General features: G+C 66.8%; 18 protein-coding genes. 11 read left to right on the forward strand and 7 right to left on the reverse strand.

Annotated features, from left to right (window positions below):
- The first annotated feature begins 85 nt into the window (after positions 1-85).
- Positions 86-979 (forward strand): mechanosensitive ion channel domain-containing protein, encoded by an 894-nt coding sequence (locus ROV93_RS00310; RefSeq protein ID WP_072168080.1) that lies wholly within the window; start codon positions 86-88, stop codon positions 977-979.
- A gap of 45 nt (positions 980-1,024) precedes the next feature.
- On the opposite strand, the gene ROV93_RS00315 is transcribed toward ROV93_RS00310, so the two are convergent.
- The 3 genes from ROV93_RS00315 to uvrA form a co-directional block, all read right to left on the reverse strand.
- Positions 1,025-1,750 carry an enolase gene (locus tag ROV93_RS00315; protein ID WP_088496139.1) on the reverse strand — a complete coding sequence of 242 codons (726 nt, stop codon included), beginning with the start codon at positions 1,748-1,750 and terminating at the stop codon, positions 1,025-1,027.
- 90 nt (positions 1,751-1,840) lie between these two features.
- Positions 1,841-2,248: a thioesterase family protein gene (locus ROV93_RS00320; protein WP_061480767.1), complete on the reverse strand. Its 408-nt coding sequence runs from the start codon at positions 2,246-2,248 to the stop codon at positions 1,841-1,843.
- Positions 2,248-5,241, reverse strand: coding sequence for an excinuclease ABC subunit UvrA (gene uvrA, locus ROV93_RS00325; protein WP_061480766.1), 2,994 nt, complete (start codon positions 5,239-5,241; stop codon positions 2,248-2,250). Before uvrA ends, ROV93_RS00320 begins: the two co-directional genes overlap by 1 nt.
- A 339-nt stretch (positions 5,242-5,580) precedes the next feature.
- On the opposite strand from uvrA, the gene rplU reads away from it, so the two are divergent.
- The 3 genes from rplU to cgtA all read left to right on the forward strand — a co-directional run bounded on the left by rplU (position 5,581) and on the right by cgtA (position 7,401).
- Positions 5,581-5,889, forward strand: coding sequence for a 50S ribosomal protein L21 (gene rplU, locus ROV93_RS00330; protein WP_312538363.1), 309 nt, complete (start codon positions 5,581-5,583; stop codon positions 5,887-5,889).
- 18 nt (positions 5,890-5,907) lie between these two features.
- The gene (gene rpmA / locus ROV93_RS00335; RefSeq protein WP_005415704.1) at positions 5,908-6,171 is read left to right on the forward strand and encodes a 50S ribosomal protein L27; all 264 of its coding nucleotides are present in this window, start codon (positions 5,908-5,910) and stop codon (positions 6,169-6,171) included.
- Positions 6,172-6,348: 177 nt separating this feature from the next.
- Complete coding sequence (cgtA, locus tag ROV93_RS00340) at positions 6,349-7,401, forward strand: Obg family GTPase CgtA (protein WP_065196548.1); 1,053 nt, start codon at positions 6,349-6,351, stop codon at positions 7,399-7,401.
- A 214-nt stretch (positions 7,402-7,615) separates the two neighbouring features.
- On the opposite strand, the gene rpsT is transcribed toward cgtA, so the two are convergent.
- On the reverse strand, positions 7,616-7,885 hold the full coding sequence (rpsT, locus tag ROV93_RS00345) for a 30S ribosomal protein S20 (protein ID WP_005408560.1): 270 nt from the start codon (positions 7,883-7,885) through the stop codon (positions 7,616-7,618).
- A gap of 117 nt (positions 7,886-8,002) precedes the next feature.
- On the opposite strand from rpsT, the gene murJ reads away from it, so the two are divergent.
- The 7 genes from murJ (at position 8,003) to ROV93_RS00380 (ending at position 17,730) form a co-directional block, all read left to right on the forward strand.
- A complete protein-coding gene (gene murJ / locus ROV93_RS00350) occupies positions 8,003-9,607 on the forward strand; it encodes a murein biosynthesis integral membrane protein MurJ (protein WP_111201651.1) in 1,605 nt (534 codons plus the stop codon).
- 75 nt (positions 9,608-9,682) lie between these two features.
- Positions 9,683-10,630 (forward strand): bifunctional riboflavin kinase/FAD synthetase, encoded by a 948-nt coding sequence (locus tag ROV93_RS00355; protein ID WP_069139084.1) that lies wholly within the window; start codon positions 9,683-9,685, stop codon positions 10,628-10,630.
- The gene (gene ileS / locus ROV93_RS00360; RefSeq protein WP_072166918.1) at positions 10,627-13,458 is read left to right on the forward strand and encodes an isoleucine--tRNA ligase; all 2,832 of its coding nucleotides are present in this window, start codon (positions 10,627-10,629) and stop codon (positions 13,456-13,458) included. Before ROV93_RS00355 ends, ileS begins: the two co-directional genes overlap by 4 nt.
- Positions 13,458-13,982 (forward strand): signal peptidase II, encoded by a 525-nt coding sequence (gene lspA, locus ROV93_RS00365; protein ID WP_005408564.1) that lies wholly within the window; start codon positions 13,458-13,460, stop codon positions 13,980-13,982. Before ileS ends, lspA begins: the two co-directional genes overlap by 1 nt.
- Before the next feature lie 27 nt (positions 13,983-14,009).
- Complete coding sequence (gene ispH, locus ROV93_RS00370; RefSeq protein WP_072166917.1) at positions 14,010-14,960, forward strand: 4-hydroxy-3-methylbut-2-enyl diphosphate reductase; 951 nt, start codon at positions 14,010-14,012, stop codon at positions 14,958-14,960.
- Between the two features lie 200 nt (positions 14,961-15,160).
- Positions 15,161-17,044: a M61 family metallopeptidase gene (locus tag ROV93_RS00375; RefSeq protein ID WP_072166916.1), complete on the forward strand. Its 1,884-nt coding sequence runs from the start codon at positions 15,161-15,163 to the stop codon at positions 17,042-17,044.
- The gene (locus ROV93_RS00380) at positions 17,041-17,730 is read left to right on the forward strand and encodes a lysoplasmalogenase (protein WP_072166915.1); all 690 of its coding nucleotides are present in this window, start codon (positions 17,041-17,043) and stop codon (positions 17,728-17,730) included. Before ROV93_RS00375 ends, ROV93_RS00380 begins: the two co-directional genes overlap by 4 nt.
- A gap of 59 nt (positions 17,731-17,789) precedes the next feature.
- Here ROV93_RS00380 and ROV93_RS00385 read toward each other — a convergent pair whose 3' ends face one another.
- Genes ROV93_RS00385 through ROV93_RS00395 form a run of 3 tightly spaced genes read right to left on the reverse strand, consistent with a single transcriptional unit; the run spans position 17,790 to position 22,295 of the window.
- Complete coding sequence (locus tag ROV93_RS00385) at positions 17,790-18,497, reverse strand: hypothetical protein (RefSeq protein WP_072166914.1); 708 nt, start codon at positions 18,495-18,497, stop codon at positions 17,790-17,792.
- Positions 18,494-19,450 carry a hypothetical protein gene (locus ROV93_RS00390; RefSeq protein WP_072166913.1) on the reverse strand — a complete coding sequence of 319 codons (957 nt, stop codon included), beginning with the start codon at positions 19,448-19,450 and terminating at the stop codon, positions 18,494-18,496. Before ROV93_RS00390 ends, ROV93_RS00385 begins: the two co-directional genes overlap by 4 nt.
- Before the next feature lie 46 nt (positions 19,451-19,496).
- Positions 19,497-22,295: a TonB-dependent receptor gene (locus ROV93_RS00395; protein WP_072166912.1), complete on the reverse strand. Its 2,799-nt coding sequence runs from the start codon at positions 22,293-22,295 to the stop codon at positions 19,497-19,499.

Below are 22,295 nucleotides of genomic sequence, written 5' to 3' on the forward strand. Positions count from 1 at the left end.
CCCCGCCTCTGCGGGGCTTGCTGTTTCTGGCGTCCACGCACGCCCGGCCCCACGCAGACATCGCTACGCAGCAAAGGACTTCCGCATGATCGCCGCCGCACCTCCCGCCCCCGCCGCAACGCCCTGGTTCCACTCGCTCAACTGGGAGCGCCTGCTGGAAACCTACGGTGTGCCGTTACTGGCCGCCATCGTGGTGCTGCTGGTGGGCCTGTGGGTGGCGCGTCGCCTGTCCAACGCGATGCCGCGCGCCACAGCGCGCATGGGCGTGGACCCCATGCTGGGCAGTTTCCTGCGCAACGTGGTGTACGCCGCGTCGCTGGTGATCGTGGTGGTGCTGGCCATCGGCACGTTGGGCGTGCAGATCACTCCGCTGCTGGCCGTGCTCGGCACCGCCGGCCTGGCCGTTGGCCTTGCCCTGAAGGATTCGCTGTCCAACATCGCCTCGGGCGTGATGCTGGTGACACTGCGGCCGTTCCGCGTCGGCGACGTGGTCACCGTTGCCGGACAGACCGGCACGGTGCGCGAAGTGCGCATTTTCCAGACCGTCATCACCGGTGCCGACAACCAGCACACCACCATTCCGAACACGCTGATCACCGCCGCACCGATCATCAACCTGACCGCCGAGCCGACCCGCCGCGTCGAACTGGTGATCGGCATCGGCTACGAGGACAGCATCCAGCTGGCACGCGACACCGCGCTGGCGCTGATGAAGGCGGACCCGCGCGTGCTGCAGACGCCGGCACCGGACGTGGTGGTGTACGAGTTGGGGGCGCACGCGATCAACTTGGGCATCCGCTGCTACGTGAAGTCGGCCGACTGGTTCGGCACCAAGGTCACGCTGCTGGAACAGCTCAAGCTGGGCTTCGACAGGGCCGGCATCAACATCCCGTACCCGCAGCAGGACATGCACCTGTACCTGCATGGAAAGGATGGCGGTGTGGTCGAGGCGGAGGCGCTGGTGCGCGACAAGCCCTGATCCCAAACAGAAATGCCGGCCAGCGGCCGGCGCTACCGCAGGGTCTTACGACCAGTCGTACGAGAACAGCACCGTGCGGCTCACCGGCTCATACAGCATCACGATCGCGTCGGCGCCGGTGGCGCACCAGTTGTAGCCGGCGACTTCGGCGACGGCGAAGAACTTGTGGCCATCGCGGCGGATGATCGCCAGTTCGGCATCATCTGGAGCATGCCGGTCGTTGGCGGCGTCGGTGAATTCCAGGGTGAAGGCGGCCGGAATATCGGCCGTTTCAATCCAGTTGCCACAGGAAATCTGTCCCCCCAGCGTATCCAGATAATCGCGCTCGCTGGCCTCACCCTTGCCGTAGCGCGAGTAGCAGGCGAGGCGGCCATGCGTGGCGTGGTAGTGGCGGGCCTTGGCGTAGCTGTCGCGCATCTGCGCAATGTGTTCCTGCGCGTCCTTGTCCTGTACTGCGTCGCCGATGAAATAGCCCTCGTTGCCGAGGAAGCGCATCTGGTTGCCGGTGGTCAGCTCGAAGGCGATCCAGTTGGTGCCGGTGAAATCGTTGTGGTGTTCTTCGGTGGTTTCGCCGATGCAGCCGTCGTACGGCTCGATCGGGCACAGCATCGTCGCCACCTGGCCGGCCAGTTCCGGGCGCAGCACACCGAGGTCGATCTTCAGCAGCGGCAGCAGGTGCTGGCCGAGCCAGGCCTGGTCGGCGGGGAAGACGTCGGTGGGGAAGGGGACCATGCCGGGCAGCAGGTCGCTCAGTTCAGTCTGGTGGATCATCTCAGTCCTTTGAATTGGATCGGTAGTGCCGGCCGCTGGCCGGCATGCGCGAAGCGTCTGGAGGTTGCCGGCCAGCGGCCGGCACTACCTTCAGGTGGAAGCGCTGCGGATCGCCTCAGGCAGCGGCGCGCTCCTGCCGGTCTGCGTATCCATCCAGACCACCACCACGTTGCCGTCGGAATACAGCTTCGACGCGTCCTGCTGGTCGACGATGCGGTGGCCGATGGTCACGCTGCTGTTGCCCAGGCGCTCGACGAACAATTCGACCACGATGTCGTTGGGCCACACGATCGGCAGCCGGTAATTGACGTTGGTCGCGGCCACGACCGGGGCGATGCGGTCGGTCATCGACACGCCGTCCACGCCCAGCATCCAGCGCACGCGCGCTTCTTCCAGGTAGGAAATGTACTTGGCGTTGTTGACGTGGCCCATGCTGTCCATGTCACGCCAGCGCACGCTGATCGGGATGCGGGCCAGGATCTTGTGTTCGCTGCTCATCAGGCGTCCTTCTTCTTCGACGTGCTCTTGCTGGCCTTGCCGGTGCTCTTGGCGGCCACGGCCTTCTTCGCCACCTTGGCCGGCTTCTCGGGCTTCACCTTGCGCGGCGGGCGGGCGTCGGGCTTGTTGGCCACGGCGGCCGGCTGCTCGGGGCGCGCGCTGGTGGAGGGCAGCATGCGGGCCAGGAACTGACCGGTATACGACTGCGGGCAGGCCGCCACGTCTTCCGGCGTGCCGGTGACCAGGATGGTGCCGCCGCGGTGGCCACCCTCCGGACCCAGATCGACGATCCAGTCGGCGGTCTTGATCACGTCCAGGTTGTGCTCGATCACCACCACCGTGTTGCCTTCGTCGCGCAGCTTGTGCAGCACGCCCAGCAGCGCTTCGATGTCGTGGAAGTGCAGGCCGGTGGTCGGCTCGTCGAGGATGTACAGGGTGCGGCCGGTATCGCGGCGCGACAGCTCCTTGGACAGCTTCACGCGCTGCGCTTCGCCACCGGACAGCGTGGTCGCGCTCTGGCCCAGCTTGATGTAGCTCAGGCCGACGTCGACCAGCGTTTCCAGCTTGCGTGCGATCGACGGCACCGGCTCGAACAGCTTCAGCGCATCCTCGACGGTCATTTCCAGCACGTCGTTGATGTTGAAACCCTTGTACAGGATCTCCAGCGTCTCCCGGTTGTAGCGCTTGCCGTGGCAGACATCGCACGGCACGTACACGTCCGGCAGGAAGTGCATCTCGACCTTGATCAGGCCATCGCCCTGGCAGGCCTCGCAGCGGCCACCACGCACGTTGAAGCTGAAGCGGCCCGGCGAGTAGCCGCGTGCACGCGCTTCGGGCACCTGTGCGAACAGTTCGCGCAGGGGAGTGAACAGGCCGGTGTAGGTGGCCGGGTTCGAACGCGGGGTGCGGCCGATCGGCGACTGGTCGATGTCCACCACCTTGTCGAACAGGTCCAGGCCATCGATCTCCTTGTACGGGGCGATCGGGTGCGAGGCGCCGTTGATCTCGTTGGCAGCCAGCGAGAACAGGGTGTCGTTGATCAGGGTCGACTTGCCGGAGCCGGATACACCGGTCACGCAGGTCAGCAGGCCCGACGGAATCGCCAGGTCCACGCCCTTGAGGTTGTTGCCGCTGGCCCCGCGCAGGTGCAGGGTCATCTTCGGGTTCGGCTTGTGCCGGCGCGCCGGGATCTCGATCGCGCGCTTGCCCGACAGGTACTGGCCGGTCAGCGAGCGCGGTGCCTCCAGGATGTCCTGCAGGGTGCCCTGGCCGACGATCTCGCCGCCATGCACGCCCGCGCCCGGGCCGATGTCCAGCACGTAGTCGGCCAGGCGGATCGCGTCCTCGTCATGCTCGACCACGATCACCGTGTTGCCGAGGTCGCGCAGGCGGGTGAGGGTGCCAAGCAGGCGTTCGTTGTCGCGCTGGTGCAGGCCGATCGATGGTTCGTCGAGCACGTACATCACGCCGACCAGGCCGGCGCCGATCTGGCTGGCCAGGCGGATGCGCTGCGCCTCGCCACCGGACAGGGTGTCGGCCTTGCGCTCGAGGGTCAGGTAATCCAGGCCCACGTCGACCAGGAAGCCGAGGCGTTCGCCGATTTCCTTGACGATCTTCGCGGCGATCTCGCCGCGCCAGCCCGGCAGGCTCAGCTCGCTGAAGAACTTCAGCGCCTCGTCGATCGGCAGCACCACCAGCTCCGGCAGCGGGCGGTCGGCCACGAACACATTGCGTGCAGCCTTGTTCAGGCGCGCGCCATGGCATTCCGGGCAGGGTTGTTCGCTGATGTACTTGGACAGCTCTTCGCGCACCGCCGGCGATTCGGTTTCCTTGTAGCGGCGCTCGAGGTTGGGAATGATGCCCTCGAAGCGATGCTTGCGCTGGGTGCGGCCACCGGCTTCGGTGAAGTAGGTGAAGGTGATCGCTTCGTCGCCGCTGCCGTACAGCACGGCCTGCTGCACCTTGTCCGGCAGCGAGTTCCAGGCCGCGTCGACATCGAACCGGTAGTGCTTGGCCAGCGAAGCGATCAGCTGGAAGTAGTAGGCATTGCGGCGGTCCCAGCCGCGCACCGCACCGGCGGCCAGCGACAGCTCGGGGTGCACCACCACGCGCGAAGGATCGAAGAACTCGGCCATGCCCAGGCCATCGCAGCCGGGGCAGGCGCCCATCGGTGCGTTGAACGAGAACAGGCGCGGCTCCAGTTCCGGCAGCGAGTAATCGCAGACCGGGCAGGAGTATTTGGAGGAGAACAGGGTCGGCGCGGTTTCCGTGTTGTCCAGGCTCTGCACCGACGCCATGCCGTCGCCCAGCTTCAGCGCGGTCTCGAAGCTCTCGGCCAGGCGCTGCTTGATGTCCTCGCGCGGGCGGAAGCGGTCGATCACCGCCTCGATGGTGTGCTTCTGGCGCAGCGCCAGTGGCGGCACCGCGTCGATCTCATGCAGCTCGCCGTCCACGCGCACGCGCACGAAGCCCTGCGCACGCAGCTGGTCGAATACCTGCGCGTGCTCGCCCTTGCGGTCGCGGATGACCGGGGCCAGCAGCATGTAGCGCTGTTCCGGGTCCAGGGTCAGCACCTGGTCGACCATCTGGCTGACCGTCTGCGCTTCCAGCGGGTAGCCGTGGTCCGGGCAGCGCGGGGTGCCGACGCGGGCGTACAGCAGGCGCAGGTAGTCGTAGATCTCGGTGATCGTGCCGACCGTCGAACGCGGGTTGTGCGAGGTCGACTTCTGCTCGATCGAGATCGCCGGGGACAGGCCCTCGATGTGGTCCAGGTCCGGCTTCTCCATCACGCTCAGGAACTGGCGCGCATAGGCCGACAACGACTCGACATAGCGGCGCTGACCTTCTGCATAGATGGTGTCGAACGCCAGCGAGGACTTGCCCGAGCCGGACAGGCCGGTGATCACGATCAGCTTGTCGCGGGGCAGGTCGAGGTCGAGGTTCTTCAGGTTGTGCGTCCGCGCGCCGCGGATGCGGATGAAATCCATCGCCATGGGGGATCCGGTTGTGGGGGCGTTGGCTGGGTGCCGGGCCAGCAGGGAACGGCAATCGGTCAGCCTACCGAGGTGACCAGATGGGGGCAATGGGCGACAATGCCAGCCCGGTGTCTCACCTTGTGAGACGGGCCGACAGCTTTGTGTAGAGCCGAGCCATGCTCGGCTGCCTGGACCCCGGACCGTTCAGCCGGGCATGGCGCGGCCCGGCAGGGCCCGGCCTCCAGGCCCTCCAGGGGTTGACTTGACCCGCGCCCGATGATCTGCGTACAATCCCGCTCCTGTCCGCCCTCGATGGCGGCAGCTCAGACCACAATAACTACAGAGGAAGGCCTGGTCATGTACGCAGTACTGGTCACCGGCGGTAAGCAATACCGCGTGGCGCAGGGCGAAAAGCTCCGCATTGAAAAGCTCGAAGTCGAAGTCGGCAGCGAGATCAAGTTTGACAACATCCTGATGCTGGGTGGCAGCGACGGCGTGAAGCTGGGCGATGCGCTGAAGGGCGCTGCCGTCACCGCCAAGGTCCTGTCCCAGGGTCGTGCTGACAAGGTCCGGATCATCAAGTTCCGTCGCCGCAAGCACCACATGAAGCGTCAGGGTCACCGTCAGTACTACACCGAAATCGAGATCACCGGCATCGCCGGCTAAGCATCAGGAGAAGCAGTCATGGCACATAAAAAGGGCGTAGGCTCCTCGCGCAACGGTCGCGACTCCAACCCGAAGTACCTGGGCGTCAAGATCTTCGGCGGCCAGGCCATCGAAGCCGGCAACATCATCGTGCGTCAGCGCGGCACCCAGTTCCACCCGGGTTCGGGCGTTGGCCTGGGCCGTGACCACACCCTGTTCGCCCTCGTGGACGGCAAGGTGGAGTTCTCGGTCAAGGGCGCCAAGAAGCGTCGCACCGTCAGCATCGTCTCGGCCGACGCCTGATCCAGGCATCGCCGGCACCCGTGCCCCGGCATGGGAGTGCTGCATGAAGAGCCCCGCTTCGGCGGGGCTTTTCGTTAGAGTTGAAGCAAGACCGGCTGGGCCGGGTTGCCGGCCCACGGCCGGCATGACATTCAAGGTGGCGGCCAGCAGGCCGCGCCCATCGCAGGCATCGAAACAATGAAACTGGTAGACGAAGCAGAAATCGAAGTGTTCGCCGGCAACGGCGGCAACGGCTGCATTGGCTTCCGTCGCGAGAAGTTCATTCCGCTCGGCGGCCCGGACGGCGGCGACGGCGGTGCGGGCGGCAGCGTGTACATCCGCGCCGACGAAAACCTGAACACCCTGGTGGACTTCCGCCATGAGCGCATCTTCAAGGCGCAGCGCGGCGAGAACGGCATGGGCCGCCAGGCCTATGGCAAGGGGGGCGAAGATCTGACCATCACCGTGCCGGTCGGCACCGTGGTGATCAACGTCGCCACCGATGAAGTCATCGGCGACCTGACCCAGCACGGCGATCGCCTGCTGGTGGCCAAGGGCGGTCGTGGCGGCCTGGGCAACATGCACTTCAAGAGCTCGACCAACCGCTCGCCGCGCCAGGCGTTGCCGGGCGAGCCGGGCGAGGAGCGCACGCTGAAGCTGGAGCTGAAGCTGCTGGCCGATGTCGGCCTGCTGGGCTTCCCCAACGCCGGCAAGAGCACCCTGATCCGCGCCGTTTCGGCGGCGACGCCAAAGGTGGCTGATTACCCGTTCACCACGCTGTACCCGAACCTGGGCGTGGTGAAGGTGGAGAACCACCGCAGCTTCGTGATCGCCGACATTCCGGGCCTGATCGAAGGCGCGGCCGATGGCGCCGGCCTGGGCGCGCAGTTCCTGCGCCATCTGCAGCGCACCCGCCTGCTGCTGCACCTGGTGGACATCTCGCCGATGGAAGGTGGCGTGGACGGCATCTCGCCGGTGGAGCAGGTGCGTGCGATCGAGCGCGAGCTGGAGAAGCACGACCCGGAACTGCTGAAAAAGCCGCGCTGGCTGGTGCTGAACAAGGCCGACCTGATGTTCGAAGACGAGGCGCAGGCCGCGGCCGAGCAGATCGTTGCCGAGCTGGGCTGGAAGGAGCCGTGGTTCCTGGTCTCCGCACTGGGGCGCGAAGGCACTTTCCCGATCATGAGCCGGATCATGGCCTTCTTCGATCGCCAGAAGGAAGAAGAGCAGGAAGCCCGCGACGCGCAGTAATGCTGTTGTGGTTCCATGCGAAAAACCCGGCTTCGGCCGGGTTTTTTTGTTCCCCGGTAGTGCCGACCGCTGGCCGGCATTCCTCGGGGTTGCCGGCCAGCGGCCGGCACTGCCGGATCGCGCGGACCCCGTGGATCGCTGGCAACAAAAAACCCGGCCGGGGCCGGGCTTTTGTCTGCAGCCCAACCCCGAAGGGTAGGGCGGCAACGCCGGATCAGGCGGCCTTGAGGGCCTTGATGCGGTCGTTCAGGCGGCTCTTGTGGCGAGCAGCCTTGTTCTTGTGGATCAGGCCACGCGCGCTGAAGCGATCCAGGATCGGCTGGGCAACGGCGAAGGCGGCTTCGGCGCCGGCGGCATCGTTGGCGTCCAGCGCCTTGATCACTTTCTTGACAGCGGTGCGCAGCATCGAGCGCTGAGCCACGTTGCGCGCGTTGCGCACGACGGTCTGCTTGGCGCGCTTCTTGGCGGACTTGATATTGGCCACGGTGGTGGTTTCCTGAAAAAATCGGTGTTATGGGAACAGCAAGCTAGCTAGTATGATGGCGTAAGAAATGCACGTCAAGTCGATTGTCAAGAGGGACGCTGAGTGAGTTCACCCAAGTTGTTGCGGGGCCTGCTGTCGTTCAGCAGCATGACCATGGTCTCGCGCGTTCTCGGACTTGTCCGGGACTTCGTGGTGACCACCACGTTCGGCACCAACGCCATCACTGATGCTTTCTGGGTCGCCTTCAGGGTACCCAATTTCCTGCGCCGGTTGTTCGCCGAAGGGTCTTTTGCCACCGCTTTCGTGCCGGTGTTCACGGAAGTGAAGGAAACCCGCAGCCACGCCGAGCTGCGCGAACTGATGTCCCGCACCGCCGGTACCCTGGGCGGGGTGCTGATGCTGGTCACCGCACTGGCGCTGATCTTCGCGCCGCAGCTGGCCTCGGTCTTCTCCAGTGGCGTTGATACCGACCCGGTCAAGCAGGGCCTGCTGGTCGACCTGTTCCGCCTGACCTTCCCGTTCCTGCTGTTCGTCTCGCTGACCGCACTGGCCGGTGGTGCGCTGAACAGCTTCCAGCGCTTTGCCATGCCGGCGCTGACCCCGGTCATTCTCAACCTGTGCATGATCGCCGGCGCGCTGTGGCTGGCACCGCGGCTGGGCGGCACGCCGGAAAAGCAGATCCTTGCGCTGGGCTGGGCAGTGCTGGCCGCCGGCATCCTGCAGTTGCTGTTCCAGCTGCCCTCGCTGAAGGGCATCAACCTGCTGACCCTGCCGCGCTGGGGCTGGCGCCACCCGGGCGTGCGCAAGGTCATGACGCTGATGGTGCCGACCCTGTTTGGTTCCTCGGTGGCGCAGATCAACCTGCTGCTGGATACGGTGATCGCGGCCAAGCTGACCGACGGCTCGCAGTCCTGGCTGTCGCTGGCCGACCGCTTCCTGGAGCTGCCGCTGGGCGTGTTCGGCGTGGCCCTGGGCACGGTGATCCTGCCGGCGCTGGCCCGCCACCATGTCAGCACCGACCGCGAGGGCTTCTCGCGTTCGCTGGACTGGGGCCTGCGCATGACCCTGCTGATCTCGGTGCCGGCCATGCTGGGCCTGCTGCTGCTGGCCGAGCCGCTGATCGCGACCATCTTCCAGCACGGCCAGTTCAGCGCCTTCGACACCCGCATGACCGCGCTGTCGGTGTACGGCCTGAGCTTCGGCCTGCCGGCATTCGCCCTGCTGAAGGTGGTGCTGCCGGCCTTCTACGCCCGCCAGGACACCAAGACCCCGGTGCGCGCCGGGGTGGCGGCGCTGGTGGCCAACATGGTGTTCAACTTCGCCCTCCTGGCCGTGCTGTACCAGGTGATGGTGCCCGACGCGCTGAAGGTGCAGGGCGTGATGGCGGCGATCGGCAAGCAGCCGGGCCTGCACCTGGCACTGGGCATCGCCAGCGCGCTGTCCAGTTACCTGAACCTGGGCCTGCTCTGGTACTGGCTGGGCAAGACCGATGTCTACCAGCGCCGGCCAGGCTGGGGCGGCTATCTGCTGCGCCTGGTGCTGGCCTGCGCGGCCATGGTTGGCGTGCTGTTGGCCCTGCTGCACTGGCTGCCGGGTTTCTCCGCGATGCGTGTGTGGGAGCGGATCGGTGCCCTGGCGTTGCTGGTCGGCGGCGGCGGCGCGACCTATGCGGTGGCCATGCTGGCGATGGGCTTCCGCCCGCGCGACCTGCGCGGGCATTGATCGCAGCCCGTGGCGGCTATACTTCAGGGTTACACCATTGAAGCGGCGGCCCCGGTCGGGCCGGAACGAGAGTTGATGAGCAGGCTGTTCAGAAGCGTCGAGGGCGGGGAGCTGTTCCCCAACGGAAGCGTGGTCTGTATCGGTGCATTCGACGGCCTCCACCTGGGCCATCGTGCGCTGGTCCGCCACGCGGTCGCCCGCGCGCGCGCCTTGGGCGTGGCCGCAGTGGCCGTGGCATTCGAACCGCTGCCGCGTGAGTTCTTCGCGCAAGGCACGCCGCCGCCGCGGCTGACCCTGGCGCGCAGCAAGGTCGAGATCCTGCGCGAGCTCGGCGTCGATGCGATCGGCCTGCTGCGTTTCGATGCCGCGATGGCGGCGATGCCGGCCGAGACCTTCGTGCGCCAGTTGCTGGTGCACCGGCTGGGCGCCCGCGAAGTCTGGATCGGGCCGGAGTTCTGCTTCGGCAACCGCCGCCGCGGTGATCTGGCGCTGCTGCAGGAGATGGGCGCCGAATTGGGCTTCAGCGCCGGCGAGATTGAAGCGGTGGACCTGCATGGCGAGCGCATCTCCAGCACCCGCATCCGCCAGCTGCTGCAGGGGGGCGATTTCGCCCGCGCCAACGATCTGCTCGGTCGCCCGTATGCGATCAGCGGGCGCGTGGTGCGCGGTCGCCAGCTTGGCCGTACGCTGGGCTTCCCCACCGCCAACCTGCGCTTCCCGAAGACCCCGGCACTGTCGGGCATCTACGCAACCTGGGTGCACGGCGTGTTCGACCAGCCGTGGCCGTCGGTGTCCAGCTTCGGCACCCGGCCGACAGTGGACGGCGTGGAGCCGCTGCTGGAGGCCCACCTGTTCGATTTCCAGGGCGACCTGTACGGGCGCCACATCGACGTGGAGTTTGTCGCCAAGCTGCGCGACGAAGAGAAATTCAATGATCTGGCGGCACTGACCGACCAGATGCACCGCGACGCCGAACAGGCGCGCGCCCTCCTTTCCGAACATAGATTGCGAGCCACTGCGTGAGCCAGGACTACAAGACCACCCTGAACCTGCCAGCCACCGAATTCCCGATGCGCGGCGACCTGCCCAAGCGCGAGCCGGGCATTCTGGCGCGGTGGGAAGCGCAGGGGCTCTACCAGCAGCTGCGTGACAACGCCGCCGGCCGCCCGCTGTTCGTGCTGCATGACGGCCCGCCGTACGCCAACGGCCGCATCCACCTGGGTCACGCGGTCAACAAGATCCTGAAGGACATCATCGTCAAGTCGCGCTACCTGGCCGGCTTCGATGCGCCCTATGTGCCGGGCTGGGACTGCCATGGCCTGCCGATCGAGATCGCGGTCGAAAAGAAGTGGGGCAAGGTCGGCACCAAGCTCGACGCCGTCGAATTCCGCCAGAAGTGCCGCGAGTTCGCCGAAGAGCAGATCAACATCCAGCGCGTGGACTTCAAGCGCCTGGGCGTGACCGGTGACTGGGACAACCCGTACAAGACCCTGAGCTTCGACTTCGAAGCCAACGAGATCCGTGCGCTGTCCAAGGTCGTGGCCAACGGTCATCTGGTGCGCGGCGCCAAGCCGGTGTACTGGTGCTTCGACTGCGGTTCGGCGCTGGCCGAGGCCGAGATCGAGTACCAGGAAAAGGAATCGCCGGCGATCGACGTGGCCTACGCCGCGCGTGACGCGCAGGCCATCGGCCAAGCGTTCGGCGTGGGCGTGCCGGCCGACGTCGAAGTGGCTGTACCGATCTGGACCACCACGCCGTGGACGCTGCCGGCCTCGCTGGCGGTGTCGCTGGGTGCGGAAATCAACTACGTGCTGGCCGAGGGCCCGGCCCACAACGGCAAGCGCCGTTGGCTGGTGCTGGCCGCGGCCCTGGCCGAGCGCGCGCTGCAGCGCTACGGCGTCGAGAGCGTGGTGCTGCACGGTGAAACCACCGGTGCGGCACTGGAGAACCAGCTGCTGGCGCATCCGTTCTATCCGCAGCGCGACATCCCGCTGCTCAACGGCGACCACGTCTCCGACGAGGACGGTACCGGTGCGGTGCACACCGCCCCCGGTCACGGCCAGGAAGACTTCGTGGTCAGCCAGAAGTACGGCCTGCTGGACAAGTACAACGCCGGGCAGGTGACCCCGATCGACGGCCGTGGCGTGTATCTGGAATCGACCCCGCCGGCCGGTGAGGTGGTGCTGGCCGGCCAGCATCTGTGGAGGGCGCAGGAGGCCATCGTCGGCGTGCTGCGCGACAACGGTGCGCTGCTGGCCTTCCACCCGATCCGCCACAGCTACCCGCATTGCTGGCGCCACAAGACGCCAGTGGTGTTCCGCGCCACCCCGCAGTGGTTCATTTCGATGGACAAGGCCAACCTGCGTAGCGATGCGCTGGCTGCGATCGACACTGTCGGCTGGTTCCCGACCTGGGGCAAGGCGCGCATCCAGAGCATGGTCGACGGTCGCCCGGACTGGACCATCTCGCGCCAGCGCACCTGGGGCGTACCGATCGCACTGTTCACCCATCGCCAGACCGGCGAGATCCACCCGCGCTCGGTGGAGCTGATGCAGCAGGTTGCCGACCGCGTCGAAGCCGAGGGCATCGATGTGTGGTACTCGCTGGACGCCGCCGAGCTGCTCGGCGCCGAAGCGGCCGACTACGAGAAGGTCACCGACATCCTCGACGTCTGGTTCGATTCGGGCGTGACCCATGAAGGCGTGCTCGCCGCGCGTGGCTTCGGCAAGCCGGCCGACCTGTACCTGGAAGGCTCCGACCAGCACCGCGGCTGGTTCCAGTCCTCGCTGCTGACCGGCGTGGCGATCGACAAGCGCGCGCCGTACAAGCAGTGCCTCACCCACGGCTTCACCGTGGACGAGCACGGCCGCAAGATGTCCAAGTCGCTGGGCAACGGCATCGAGCCGCAGGACATCATGAACAAGCTGGGCGCGGACATCCTGCGCCTGTGGATCGCCTCGGCCGACTACAGCAACGAGATGTCGCTGTCGCAGGAAATCCTGAAGCGCAATGCTGACGCCTACCGCCGCCTGCGCAACACCGCACGCTTCCTGCTCGGCAACCTGGACGGTTTCGATCCGGCCCGGCACCTGCAACCGCTCGAGCAGATGGTCGCGCTGGACCGCTGGATCGTGCATCGCGCCTGGGAGCTGCAGGAGAAGATCAAGGCGGCTTACGACGGCTACAACATGGCCGAGATCGTGCAGCTGCTGCTGAACTTCTGCAGCGTGGACCTGGGCTCGCTGTACCTGGACGTGACCAAGGACCGCCTGTACACCATGCCGACCGATTCACACGGTCGCCGTTCGGCGCAGAGCGCGATGTACCACATCGCTGAAGCGTTCACCCGCTGGGTGGCGCCGATCCTGACCTTCACCGCCGACGAGCTGTGGGGTTACCTGCCGGGCGAACATGCCGGCCATGTGCTGTTCACCACCTGGTACGACGGCCTGGCGCCGCTGCCGGCGGAAGCCCAGCTCAATGCCGCCGATTTCGACCAGCTGCTGGCCGTGCGCGAGCAGGTGGCCAAGGTGCTCGAGCCGATGCGTGCCAACGGCGCGATCGGTGCCGCGCTGGAAGCGGAGATCACCGTCGCCGCCAGCGAAGAGCAGGCCGCGCGCTGGCAGCCGCTGGCCGATGAACTGCGTTTCCTGTTCATCAGTGGCGACGTGCAGGTGCGCCCGGCGACCACCGACGAGGTGTTCGTCAGCGCCCAGCCGACCACCAAGGCCAAGTGCGTGCGCTGCTGGCACCACCGCGCCGACGTCGGCAGCAACGCCGACCATCCTGAGCTGTGCGGCCGTTGCGTGAGCAACGTGACCGGCGCCGGCGAAGTGCGGAGCTGGTTCTGATGGCCGCGCCCCGTCCGCATCCGAACGCCCTGGTCTGGCTGCTGCTGTCGGCGGCCATCATCGGCCTGGACCAGTGGTCCAAGGCCTGGGTGCTGTCGAGCCTGCCGGAGTTCCAGCCGGTGGTGGTCATCGACGGCTTCTGGAACTGGTACCGCACCTACAACACCGGCGCGGCATTCAGTTTCCTGAGCGACGCCGGTGGTTGGCAGAAGTACTTCTTCACAGCGCTGGCGATCGCCATCAGCGGCCTGATGGCCTGGTGGCTGCGCGGCACCGCCCGTGGCAACTGGAAGGCTGCGGTGCCGTATGCACTGATCATCGGCGGCGCCATCGGCAACGTGATCGACCGCCAGGTGCACGGCCACGTGGTCGATTTCATCCAGTGGTACGTGGGCAGCTACACCTGGCCCTCGTTCAACATCGCCGACTCGGCCATCGTGGTGGGTGCCATCGGCATCGCCCTGTTTGGCCTGTTCGACGGCAAGTCCGCCAAAAAGGCGGATAATGCCAATCCGAAACCGTAAGCCGGCCGCTGCCGGGAGATTGAACTGATGGATGTGCTGCTCGCCAACCCGCGTGGTTTCTGTGCCGGTGTCGATCGTGCGATCGAGATCGTCAAGCGCGCGATCGAAACGCTGGGCGCGCCCATCTACGTCCGCCATGAAGTGGTGCACAACCGCTTCGTGGTCGACGACCTGAAGCAGCGCGGCGCGATCTTCGTCGAGGAGCTCGATGAAGTGCCGGACAACAACACGGTGATCTTCAGCGCGCATGGCGTGTCCCAGGCCGTGCGCCAGGAGGCCGAGCGTCGTGGCCTGAAGGTGTTCGATGCGACCTGCCCGCTGGTGACCAAGGTCCACTTCGAAGTCGCCCGCCACTGCCGTGCCGGCCGTGACGTGGTGCTGATCGGCCATGCCGGTCACCCGGAAGTGGAAGGCACCATGGGCCAGTGGAACCGCGAAGCCGGAACCGGCCAGATCTACCTGGTCGAGGATGTCGAGCAGGTCGCCACGCTGCAGATCAACCAACCGGACAACTTCGCCTACACCACCCAGACGACGCTGTCGGTGGACGATACGCGCGGCATCATCGATGCGCTGCGCGAGCGTTTCCCGGCGATGCAGGGCCCGAAGAACGACGACATCTGCTACGCCACGCAGAACCGCCAGGACGCCGTACGCGATCTGGCCAAGCGCTGCGACCTGGTGCTGGTGGTCGGTTCGCCGAACAGCTCCAACTCCAACCGCTTGAGCGAGCTGGCCCGCCGTGAAGGCGTGGAGTCGTACCTGATCGACGGTGCACACGAGATCGACCCGGTGTGGGTGGTGGGCAAGCAGCACATCGGCGTGACCGCCGGCGCCTCGGCGCCGCAGGTACTGGTCGATGGCGTGCTGGCACGCCTGGCCGAGCTGGGTGCCACCGGCGTGGGCGAGCTGGACGGCGAGCCGGAATCGATGGTGTTCGCGCTGCCGAAGGAACTGCGGCTGCGGTTGGTCGACTGACCGGGAAGCGCGTCATCCACGCATGGCGTGGATCTACCGAAACCGCTCTGGTGGGTGCGAACCAGCACAAGGTGGGTGCGAACCTTGGTTCGCACGCCTTTGGCATGCACTGATGGGCGCACCGCCCATGACCTTTGGCCATGGGGCAGGGCACCGCACAGGCCTAGCATCGGAGGATTCTCCGCTGCTGGAAGTTGCCGATGAAGACCCGAGCCCTGGTGATGTCCGTGCTGTTCGCGCTGGCGGCCACGCCCGCGCTGGCGCAGGCCTCGCCGCCGGGGGATGCCGCAGCCGCCGGCCTGCTGCGCATCGATGTCGACGCGCGTGACCTGGCCCGGCGCATCTTCAAGGTGACCGCCACCGTACCGGTCAAACCCGGTCCGATGACCCTGCTGTACCCGCAGTGGATTCCCGGCAACCATTCGCCCACCGGCCCGATCGACAAGCTGGCCGGCCTGCGCGTGACCGCCAACGGCAAGCCGTTGGCCTGGCAGCGCGACCAGTACAACGTCTATGCGTTCAAGGTGGACGTGCCCGAGGGCGTCAGCGAGATCGTCGCCCACTTCGATTTCCTGTCCTCGCAGGGGGGCAGCCAGGGGCGGGTGGTGATGACCCCGGAGATGCTCAACCTGCAGTGGAATGCCAACTCGCTGTATCCGGCCGGCGTCGATGCACGCGACCTGCAGGCGCAGGCCAGCGTGACCCTGCCCAAGGGCTGGTCGTTTGCCACTGCGCTGGAAACCGCGCGACGCGACGGCGATACCGTGGTGTTCAAGCCGATCTCGTATGACCATCTGGTCGATTCGCCGTTGTTTGCCGGCGAGCACTACAAGCGCATCGATCTCGATCCGGGTGCAAAGGTGCCGGTGCACCTCAATGTGTTTGCCGACGAGGCCAAGTCGCTGAAGCCGAGCGAGGCACAGATCACCCTGCACCGCGCGCTGGTGCAGCAGGCCGACAAGCTCTACGGTGCGCGTCACTACAACCACTATGAATTCCTGCTGGCGTTGACCGACCGTCTTGGTGGCATCGGCCTGGAGCATCACCGTTCCAGCGAGAACAGCGCCGACCCGGGTTACTTCACCGAGTGGGACGACAACGCCTGGATGCGCGATCTGCTGCCGCACGAGTACACCCATTCCTGGAACGGCAAGTACCGCCGTGGCGCTGACCTGGCCACCGCCAACTTCAACTCGCCGATGGGCGACAGCCTGCTGTGGGTGTACGAAGGCCAGACCCAGTTCTGGGGGCAGGTGTTGGCGGCACGCTCGGGGCTGTGGTCGGTCGCGCAGGCACGCGACATGCTGGCCAATGTGGCCGCGACCTATGATCGCGGCCGCCCGGGCCTGGCCTGGCGGCCGTTGCAGGACACCACCAACGACCCGACCATCGCCCAGCGCCGGACGTTGCCGTACCGCAACTACCAGATGAGCGAAGACTATTACTCCGGTGGCCAGATGCTGTGGCTGGAAGTGGAGGGCAAGCTGCGCGCGCTGAGCGGCAACCGTCGCAGCCTGGATGACTTCGCGCGTGCGTTCTTCGGCGTCGGCAACGGCGACTGGGACGTCAACCCGTACACCTTCGACGACGTGGTGGCGACCTTGAACGGCATCGCGCCCTACGACTGGGCGACGTTCCTGCGCGGGCGCCTGGACGGCCACGGTTCGTTGACCGGGGGGCTGGAACTGGCGGGCTGGAAGCTGGTCTACCGCGATACCCCGAACGACGCCTACAAGGCACAGGAGAAACGCGCCAAGGCGGCGTTGCTGGCGTACTCGCTGGGCGCGACCGTGCTCGACAGCGGCACGGTCGGTGACGTGATCTGGGACAGCGCGGCCTTCAACGCCGGTCTTGCACCCGGCATGAAGGTGATCGCGGTTGGCGGGCGCGAGTACAGCAGCCAGCGCTTGAAGGATGCGGTGGCGACGGCGGCCAAGGACAAGGCGCCGATCGTGCTGCTGGTGAAGCAGTTCGACCGCATCGAGACGATGAACATCGACTACCACGGTGGCCTGCAGTATCCGGTGCTGGAGCGCATTGCCGGCAAGCCTGACCGTCTGGCGGATCTGTGGAAGGCGCGATGACAGCGCGCGTGCGCGACGTCGGGATCCTTCTGATGGCGGTCCTCGCCATCATCGGCGCGTTCCTGCACGGTGACGGGCGCTGGCTGCATTGGCTGGCGAAGCCGGCGACCACGCTGCTGATCGCTGCCATCGCGTGGCGGGTGCGTGATCCTGCGCGGCCGTCCTACCGGCGCGCGGTGCTGGCCGGCATGCTGCTGTCGTGCGTGGGTGACATCGCGCTGATGTTGCCGATGGACGCGTTCGTACCGGGGCTGGTGGCGTTCCTGCTGGCGCACCTCTGCTACATCGTGGCCTTCCGTGAGGGCCTGCGTGCCGGGCGTGGCCTGCTCGCCGCCAGCATCCTGCTCGGTGCGTTCGCTGTACTCAATGTGCTTGGGCTGTGGCCGCACCTGCCTGCACCGATGCGTATGCCGGTGCTGGCGTACGTGATGGTGCTGGCCTCGATGGCGGTGTTGGCCTTGGCACGGCAATGGCGCCGGCCACAGCCCGCTGCCGTGGAAGCCAGCAGTGCACGCTGGGCTGCCGTCGGTGCGCTGCTGTTCGTCGCCAGCGATTCGCTGCTGGCCTGGGACCGCTTCGCCGGCGGCCTGCCACTGGCCAGCCTGCTGGTGCTGTCCACCTACTACGGCGCACAGTACGCCATCGCCCGCTCGGTGAAACAGCAAAAAGGGGACGGAGGGGATTAAGTCGCAGACGGCACCAAGGCGTAAACGACTTAATCCCCTCCGTCCCCTTTTTGCGTTGACTATCGTCGGTTCGCGTTGCCGGAACGGCCCTGTGCGTCGAACGAGAGTCGTGCGGACTGGCGATCGCCGGCGACCTCGTCCGGCAGCCACACCAGCCTGCCACCCTTGCGCACGATCACATAGACGTGGCCGACGTCACCCGGCGTGGCCATCAGCGCGTTGCGCTGCGCCTGCAGCGCCTGGGCGACGCGTGGCACCGCCTCGAAATCGATGTTGGCCAGCGCCGTGCTGCTGCGGCGCAGGGTGATGGTGGGCGCGAAGCGCTGCGGATCGACCGGGTCGCCCTTGCGCCACTGGCCGTGCTCGAAGTGGTAGCTGTCCACGTGCGTAGGTTGCTGCGGATCGACCAGGTCCAGATTGATGCGGCCATCATCGTAGAAGTGGATGCTGTGGAACACCATCAACCGGTGCCCGGCCAGGGCTGGCATCTGTTCCAGTGCCTGGCGGGCGGCCAGCAGGTAGTCCGCATCGAACAAGCGGTTGCTGCGTTCGGGCATCGGCATCGGCCGCGGTTCGGGAATCGGTGCGAGCGAAGCAGGCCGCTCGCGCGGTGGAGGCGTGGTGATCGGCGTGGTTGCGCGGTCATCCTGCACCGAATGACCCATCGTTTCGGCAAGGGTCTGCAGTGCCCCGCCGGCAACGGCGACGCCGGCCAGCAACAGCAGCACCATCGAAAATACCAGTCGCGTCGAGGGGGGCTGCTTCATAAACCCTCCAGGCGAACGTTGCCGCGATCTTCCGGGTCGTACAGCAGCGTGACCTGCTCGCGTGGAAGGTTGGCCAGCTCGATCAACGGGATGAAGCGGCGCACGCTCACCTGCTGTATGCCACCTTCGCGGTCGGTGTACTCCAGCTGGAACTCCACCTGCGGCTGCTCGTTGAGGTAGGTGCCGGTCTGGCGCAGCTTCAGCACCTTCGCATCCACGCCGATGCCGCGGTACTTCAGCGCGTCGCCGCGCGCATCAGCCTGCAGCAGGCGCCCCAGGACGCGCAGGCCCAGGGCGTAGCCGCACAACACCAGCGGGCACACCAGCAGTGGGTGGCCGAAGGACAGGAACGTCCAGCCCAGGCCCTCGCTCTGCAGCCGATAGGCGAGCACGTAGGCGCTGGCAACCACGACGATGCCGATGACCGCGCCGGCGCCGCGGCGCCAGAGGCTGGCGACATCCAGTTCGGGCTGGGCACCGTCCAGCACCACATTGGGGAACGCACCCGGCATCCGGCTCAGGCGAACCTCGATGCGCTGGCCGGCCACGAAACGCTGCAGCTGCGGTTTGCTGTCCACCACCAGCATCTGCTCGTTGATCGGCGTGCCGGACAGGTTCTGGAAGCCCAGTTGCAGCTTCCACTGCGCGAAGCCGCGCACGTGCACGCCGGTCTGCTCGGCCTGTTCGATCAACGCCTCACGTGGCTCACCGTCGGCCAGGATGGTGCGCACCCGATGCAGCGCGCGCGGTGGGCCCAGCAGCAGGTAGTGCAGGAAGGCGAGCAGCAACGCGAGCCACAGGGCCAGCGACAGCGCGAGCAGCAGCAGGGCCAGCCATGGCGCGCTGCGGTCGGCCAGTGGCACCGGCCACGACGTGCCGAAGTAGAGGATGCAGGGGAAGGGCAACGCGAAGAACAGCAGGAACGCGCCCCAGAACCAGAGATAGGCCTTCATGGGGTGGTGGGGGGACCGATGGAACAGGGCGCGTAGGGTACTACGCTCAGCGGATCTGCAGGGTCAGCAGGAAATAGCGGCCAAGTGGATCGTCCAGCCCAGGCATCTGGCCGCCATTGCCGACCAGGTAGTTCACCGGTTGCGTGTCGAGCACGTTGTGCACGTCCAGCGCGGCGACCACGCGCGGCCCCAGCCGCCTTGCCAGATGCAGGTTCCAGCGCAGCTGCCGCGGATTCATGCAATGGTTCTGCTCGCGCTGTTCTTCCGGGCACTCCGCACCGGGCAGCCAGGCACGCGTGCGTCCCACCTGGTTGCCGCGCAGGGCGATGTCCCAGTTGCTGTTCTGCCACTGCACATTGAGCACGGCGGCCATCGCTGGCGTGACATGGCCACGCAGGTCCACCGTCGCTTCGTGGCCACGCTCGCGGCGTAGTTCCTGCTGTTTCAATGCATCGACGGAGAACAGCCACTGGCCGGTGCTGCCGGTGTCGATGTGGTACTCCCCGCGCAGAACAAGGTTGCGCGACGTGGTGCGGCCGATGTTGTCGAAGGACAGGCGCAGGTTGTACAGGCGTCCATCCTCGTCCAGCTCCCAGGTGCTGCGGTTCCACACCGCATCGGCCGGTTGCAGGGCCAGGATTTCATTGCGCAGTTCGACGATGTTGTGGGTCAGCGACAGTGAAAACGCATCGGTCGGTGTCCAGGTCGCACCCAGGGAATGACTGCGCGACCGCTCCGCTTTCAGCGCATCGTTCTCCACCACGTCCACGGTTACGCTGCAGCGTCCGTTGCCGTTGCTCTGCGCGCAGTCGGGCAGTGCACTGGAGGCGGGTAGTTCGATCGCGCTGAAATAGCCCGGCGGCCGCCGTTGCTCGAACAGGCTGGGGGCCCGGTAGCCGCGCCCGGTGGCAAGCAGGAATGACCACTGCGGTGTCGGGCTCCAGCGTACGCCCACGCGGGGCGAGAAAGCCTGGTAACCGCCATCGCGGTCCCAGCGTGCTGCCAGGTCCATACGCAGCGTGCGCGCCAATGGCAGGCCGAGTTCGGCGTAGGCACCGCCACTGCGGCGTGACAGGTGGCGTTGTTCCTGTGGCAGGCCCAGCGCCAGGTCGCCCTGGCTCAGCAGCGCGTCGGGATGCGACGTCCAGCGTTCCTGGCGCAGGTCGATGCCGGTGGCCACTTGTGCAGCACCGCCGGCCAATGGCATCAACTCGCGCTGCATGCCCCACCAGCCCTGCCACTGCTCGGTGCGCCCGCGGTTGCGGATCGACGGGAACAACTGCGCGGCGGTCTCTGCCGGCAATGAGGTGAAGCCGGGCAGGAAATCCAGCGTCTCGGCCGCGCGCAGCAGTGGTTGGGCGCGCACGGTGCCGGACGTCGTCAGAGTGACATCGCTGCGCTGTGCGCTGATGCCGGCATCCCAGCTGCGGCGGCCCTGGTCGTGGCCGATGCCGAAGGTGACGTCGGCATCGGTGGCACGTACATGCGGACGCACGTTGCCGGCTTCGCGCAGCACGCTGTTGAAGGTGAACCCATAAAGTCCGATGGCTACGGCGGTCGGGCCGAGGTCGAAGCGCTGCCGGTTGTGGCTGGCCCGCGCCTCGGCGTAGGCATAGCGACCCTCGCCGCGCTCATGCCGATAGCGCAGGTAGGCCGAGGCGGTGTCCGAGGCCGGTTGCAGCGAACGCGGGCGTGCGCTGTCGAACCAGCAGGCACCATCGCGCCGTTTCAATGGCCCTTCGCAGCGCGTTGCCGGCCAGTAGCGTCCATCGCGGAACGCGCCGATCAGGTACTGCGAGGTTTCCGCATGCCATTCGCGGCGATCGCCGGCCACGTGGTCGATGCGATGCAGGTCGATGCCAGCGAACCAGCGGTCCCCTCCGTCGCGCACGCCACCGGTGGCCGCCTGCAGGCGATACTGGCCGGCGTCGCCGCGCCCGCTCAGGCCGGTCTGCAGCATGGCTTCAGGGCCATCGGCCTGGTCACGCAGGATGATGTTGACCACGCCAGACATCGCGTCGGCACCATAGATGGCCGACGCACCGCCACGCACCAGTTCGATGCGCTCGACGAAGCTGAGCGGGATGCCCCCCAGGTCGGTGAGTCCGCCCTGTTCCAGCGACACCATCGGATAGCGTGGCAGGCGCCGGCCATTGACCAGGAACAAGGTCGCACGCGGTCCCATGCCGTCCAGGCTGGTGGTGGTGGCCGCACCCACCGGCAGGTATTGCGAATCGCCACTGCGCGAGGTGCTCATTGCCGGGTGGCCGTTCATGCCCGGCAAGTGCCGCAGCAGGTCGAACAGGCTGCCGTAACCGCTGCGCAGGATGTCATCGCGGTCGATGATGGTCACCGGCAGCGTGGTCTGCACGGAGGTGCGCGGCAGCCGGCTGCCGGTGACATGGATCGGCGCCAGCTCGACCTGCGGTGGCGTCTCGGGCACCCTGCCCGGCGACGGTGCCGCGGGCATCGCACGCGTCGCGACCGGCGGGGGCGATGGCGGTGCTGGCCGGGTGCGGCGGACGACGAATCCGCCGGCAGGCGTGCGCAGGATGGTCACCGGCATGCCGGCGACCAGTTCCTTCAGGGCCGCGGCCGCATCGCGTTGGCCATGGGTGCCGGCCGTACGCAGGCCATCCAGTTCACGCGCATCGAACAGCAGGGCGATGCCACTCTGGCGCGCCCATTGCTGCAGGGCAGGTGCGAGCGGGCCTGAACCCACATCGACCTCCAGGGTGCCGGCCTGTTCGGCTGCATCGGCAGAGGGCAGCGCGGCAAAGCTCAGCGCGAAGCAGAACAGGGTGCGGAGCAGCCCCTCCCGCAGCGCGCCCGGTACTGCCTTCAC

This window comes from Stenotrophomonas maltophilia group sp. msm4, from assembly GCF_032025605.1.
Taxonomy (GTDB): domain Bacteria; phylum Pseudomonadota; class Gammaproteobacteria; order Xanthomonadales; family Xanthomonadaceae; genus Stenotrophomonas; species Stenotrophomonas sepilia.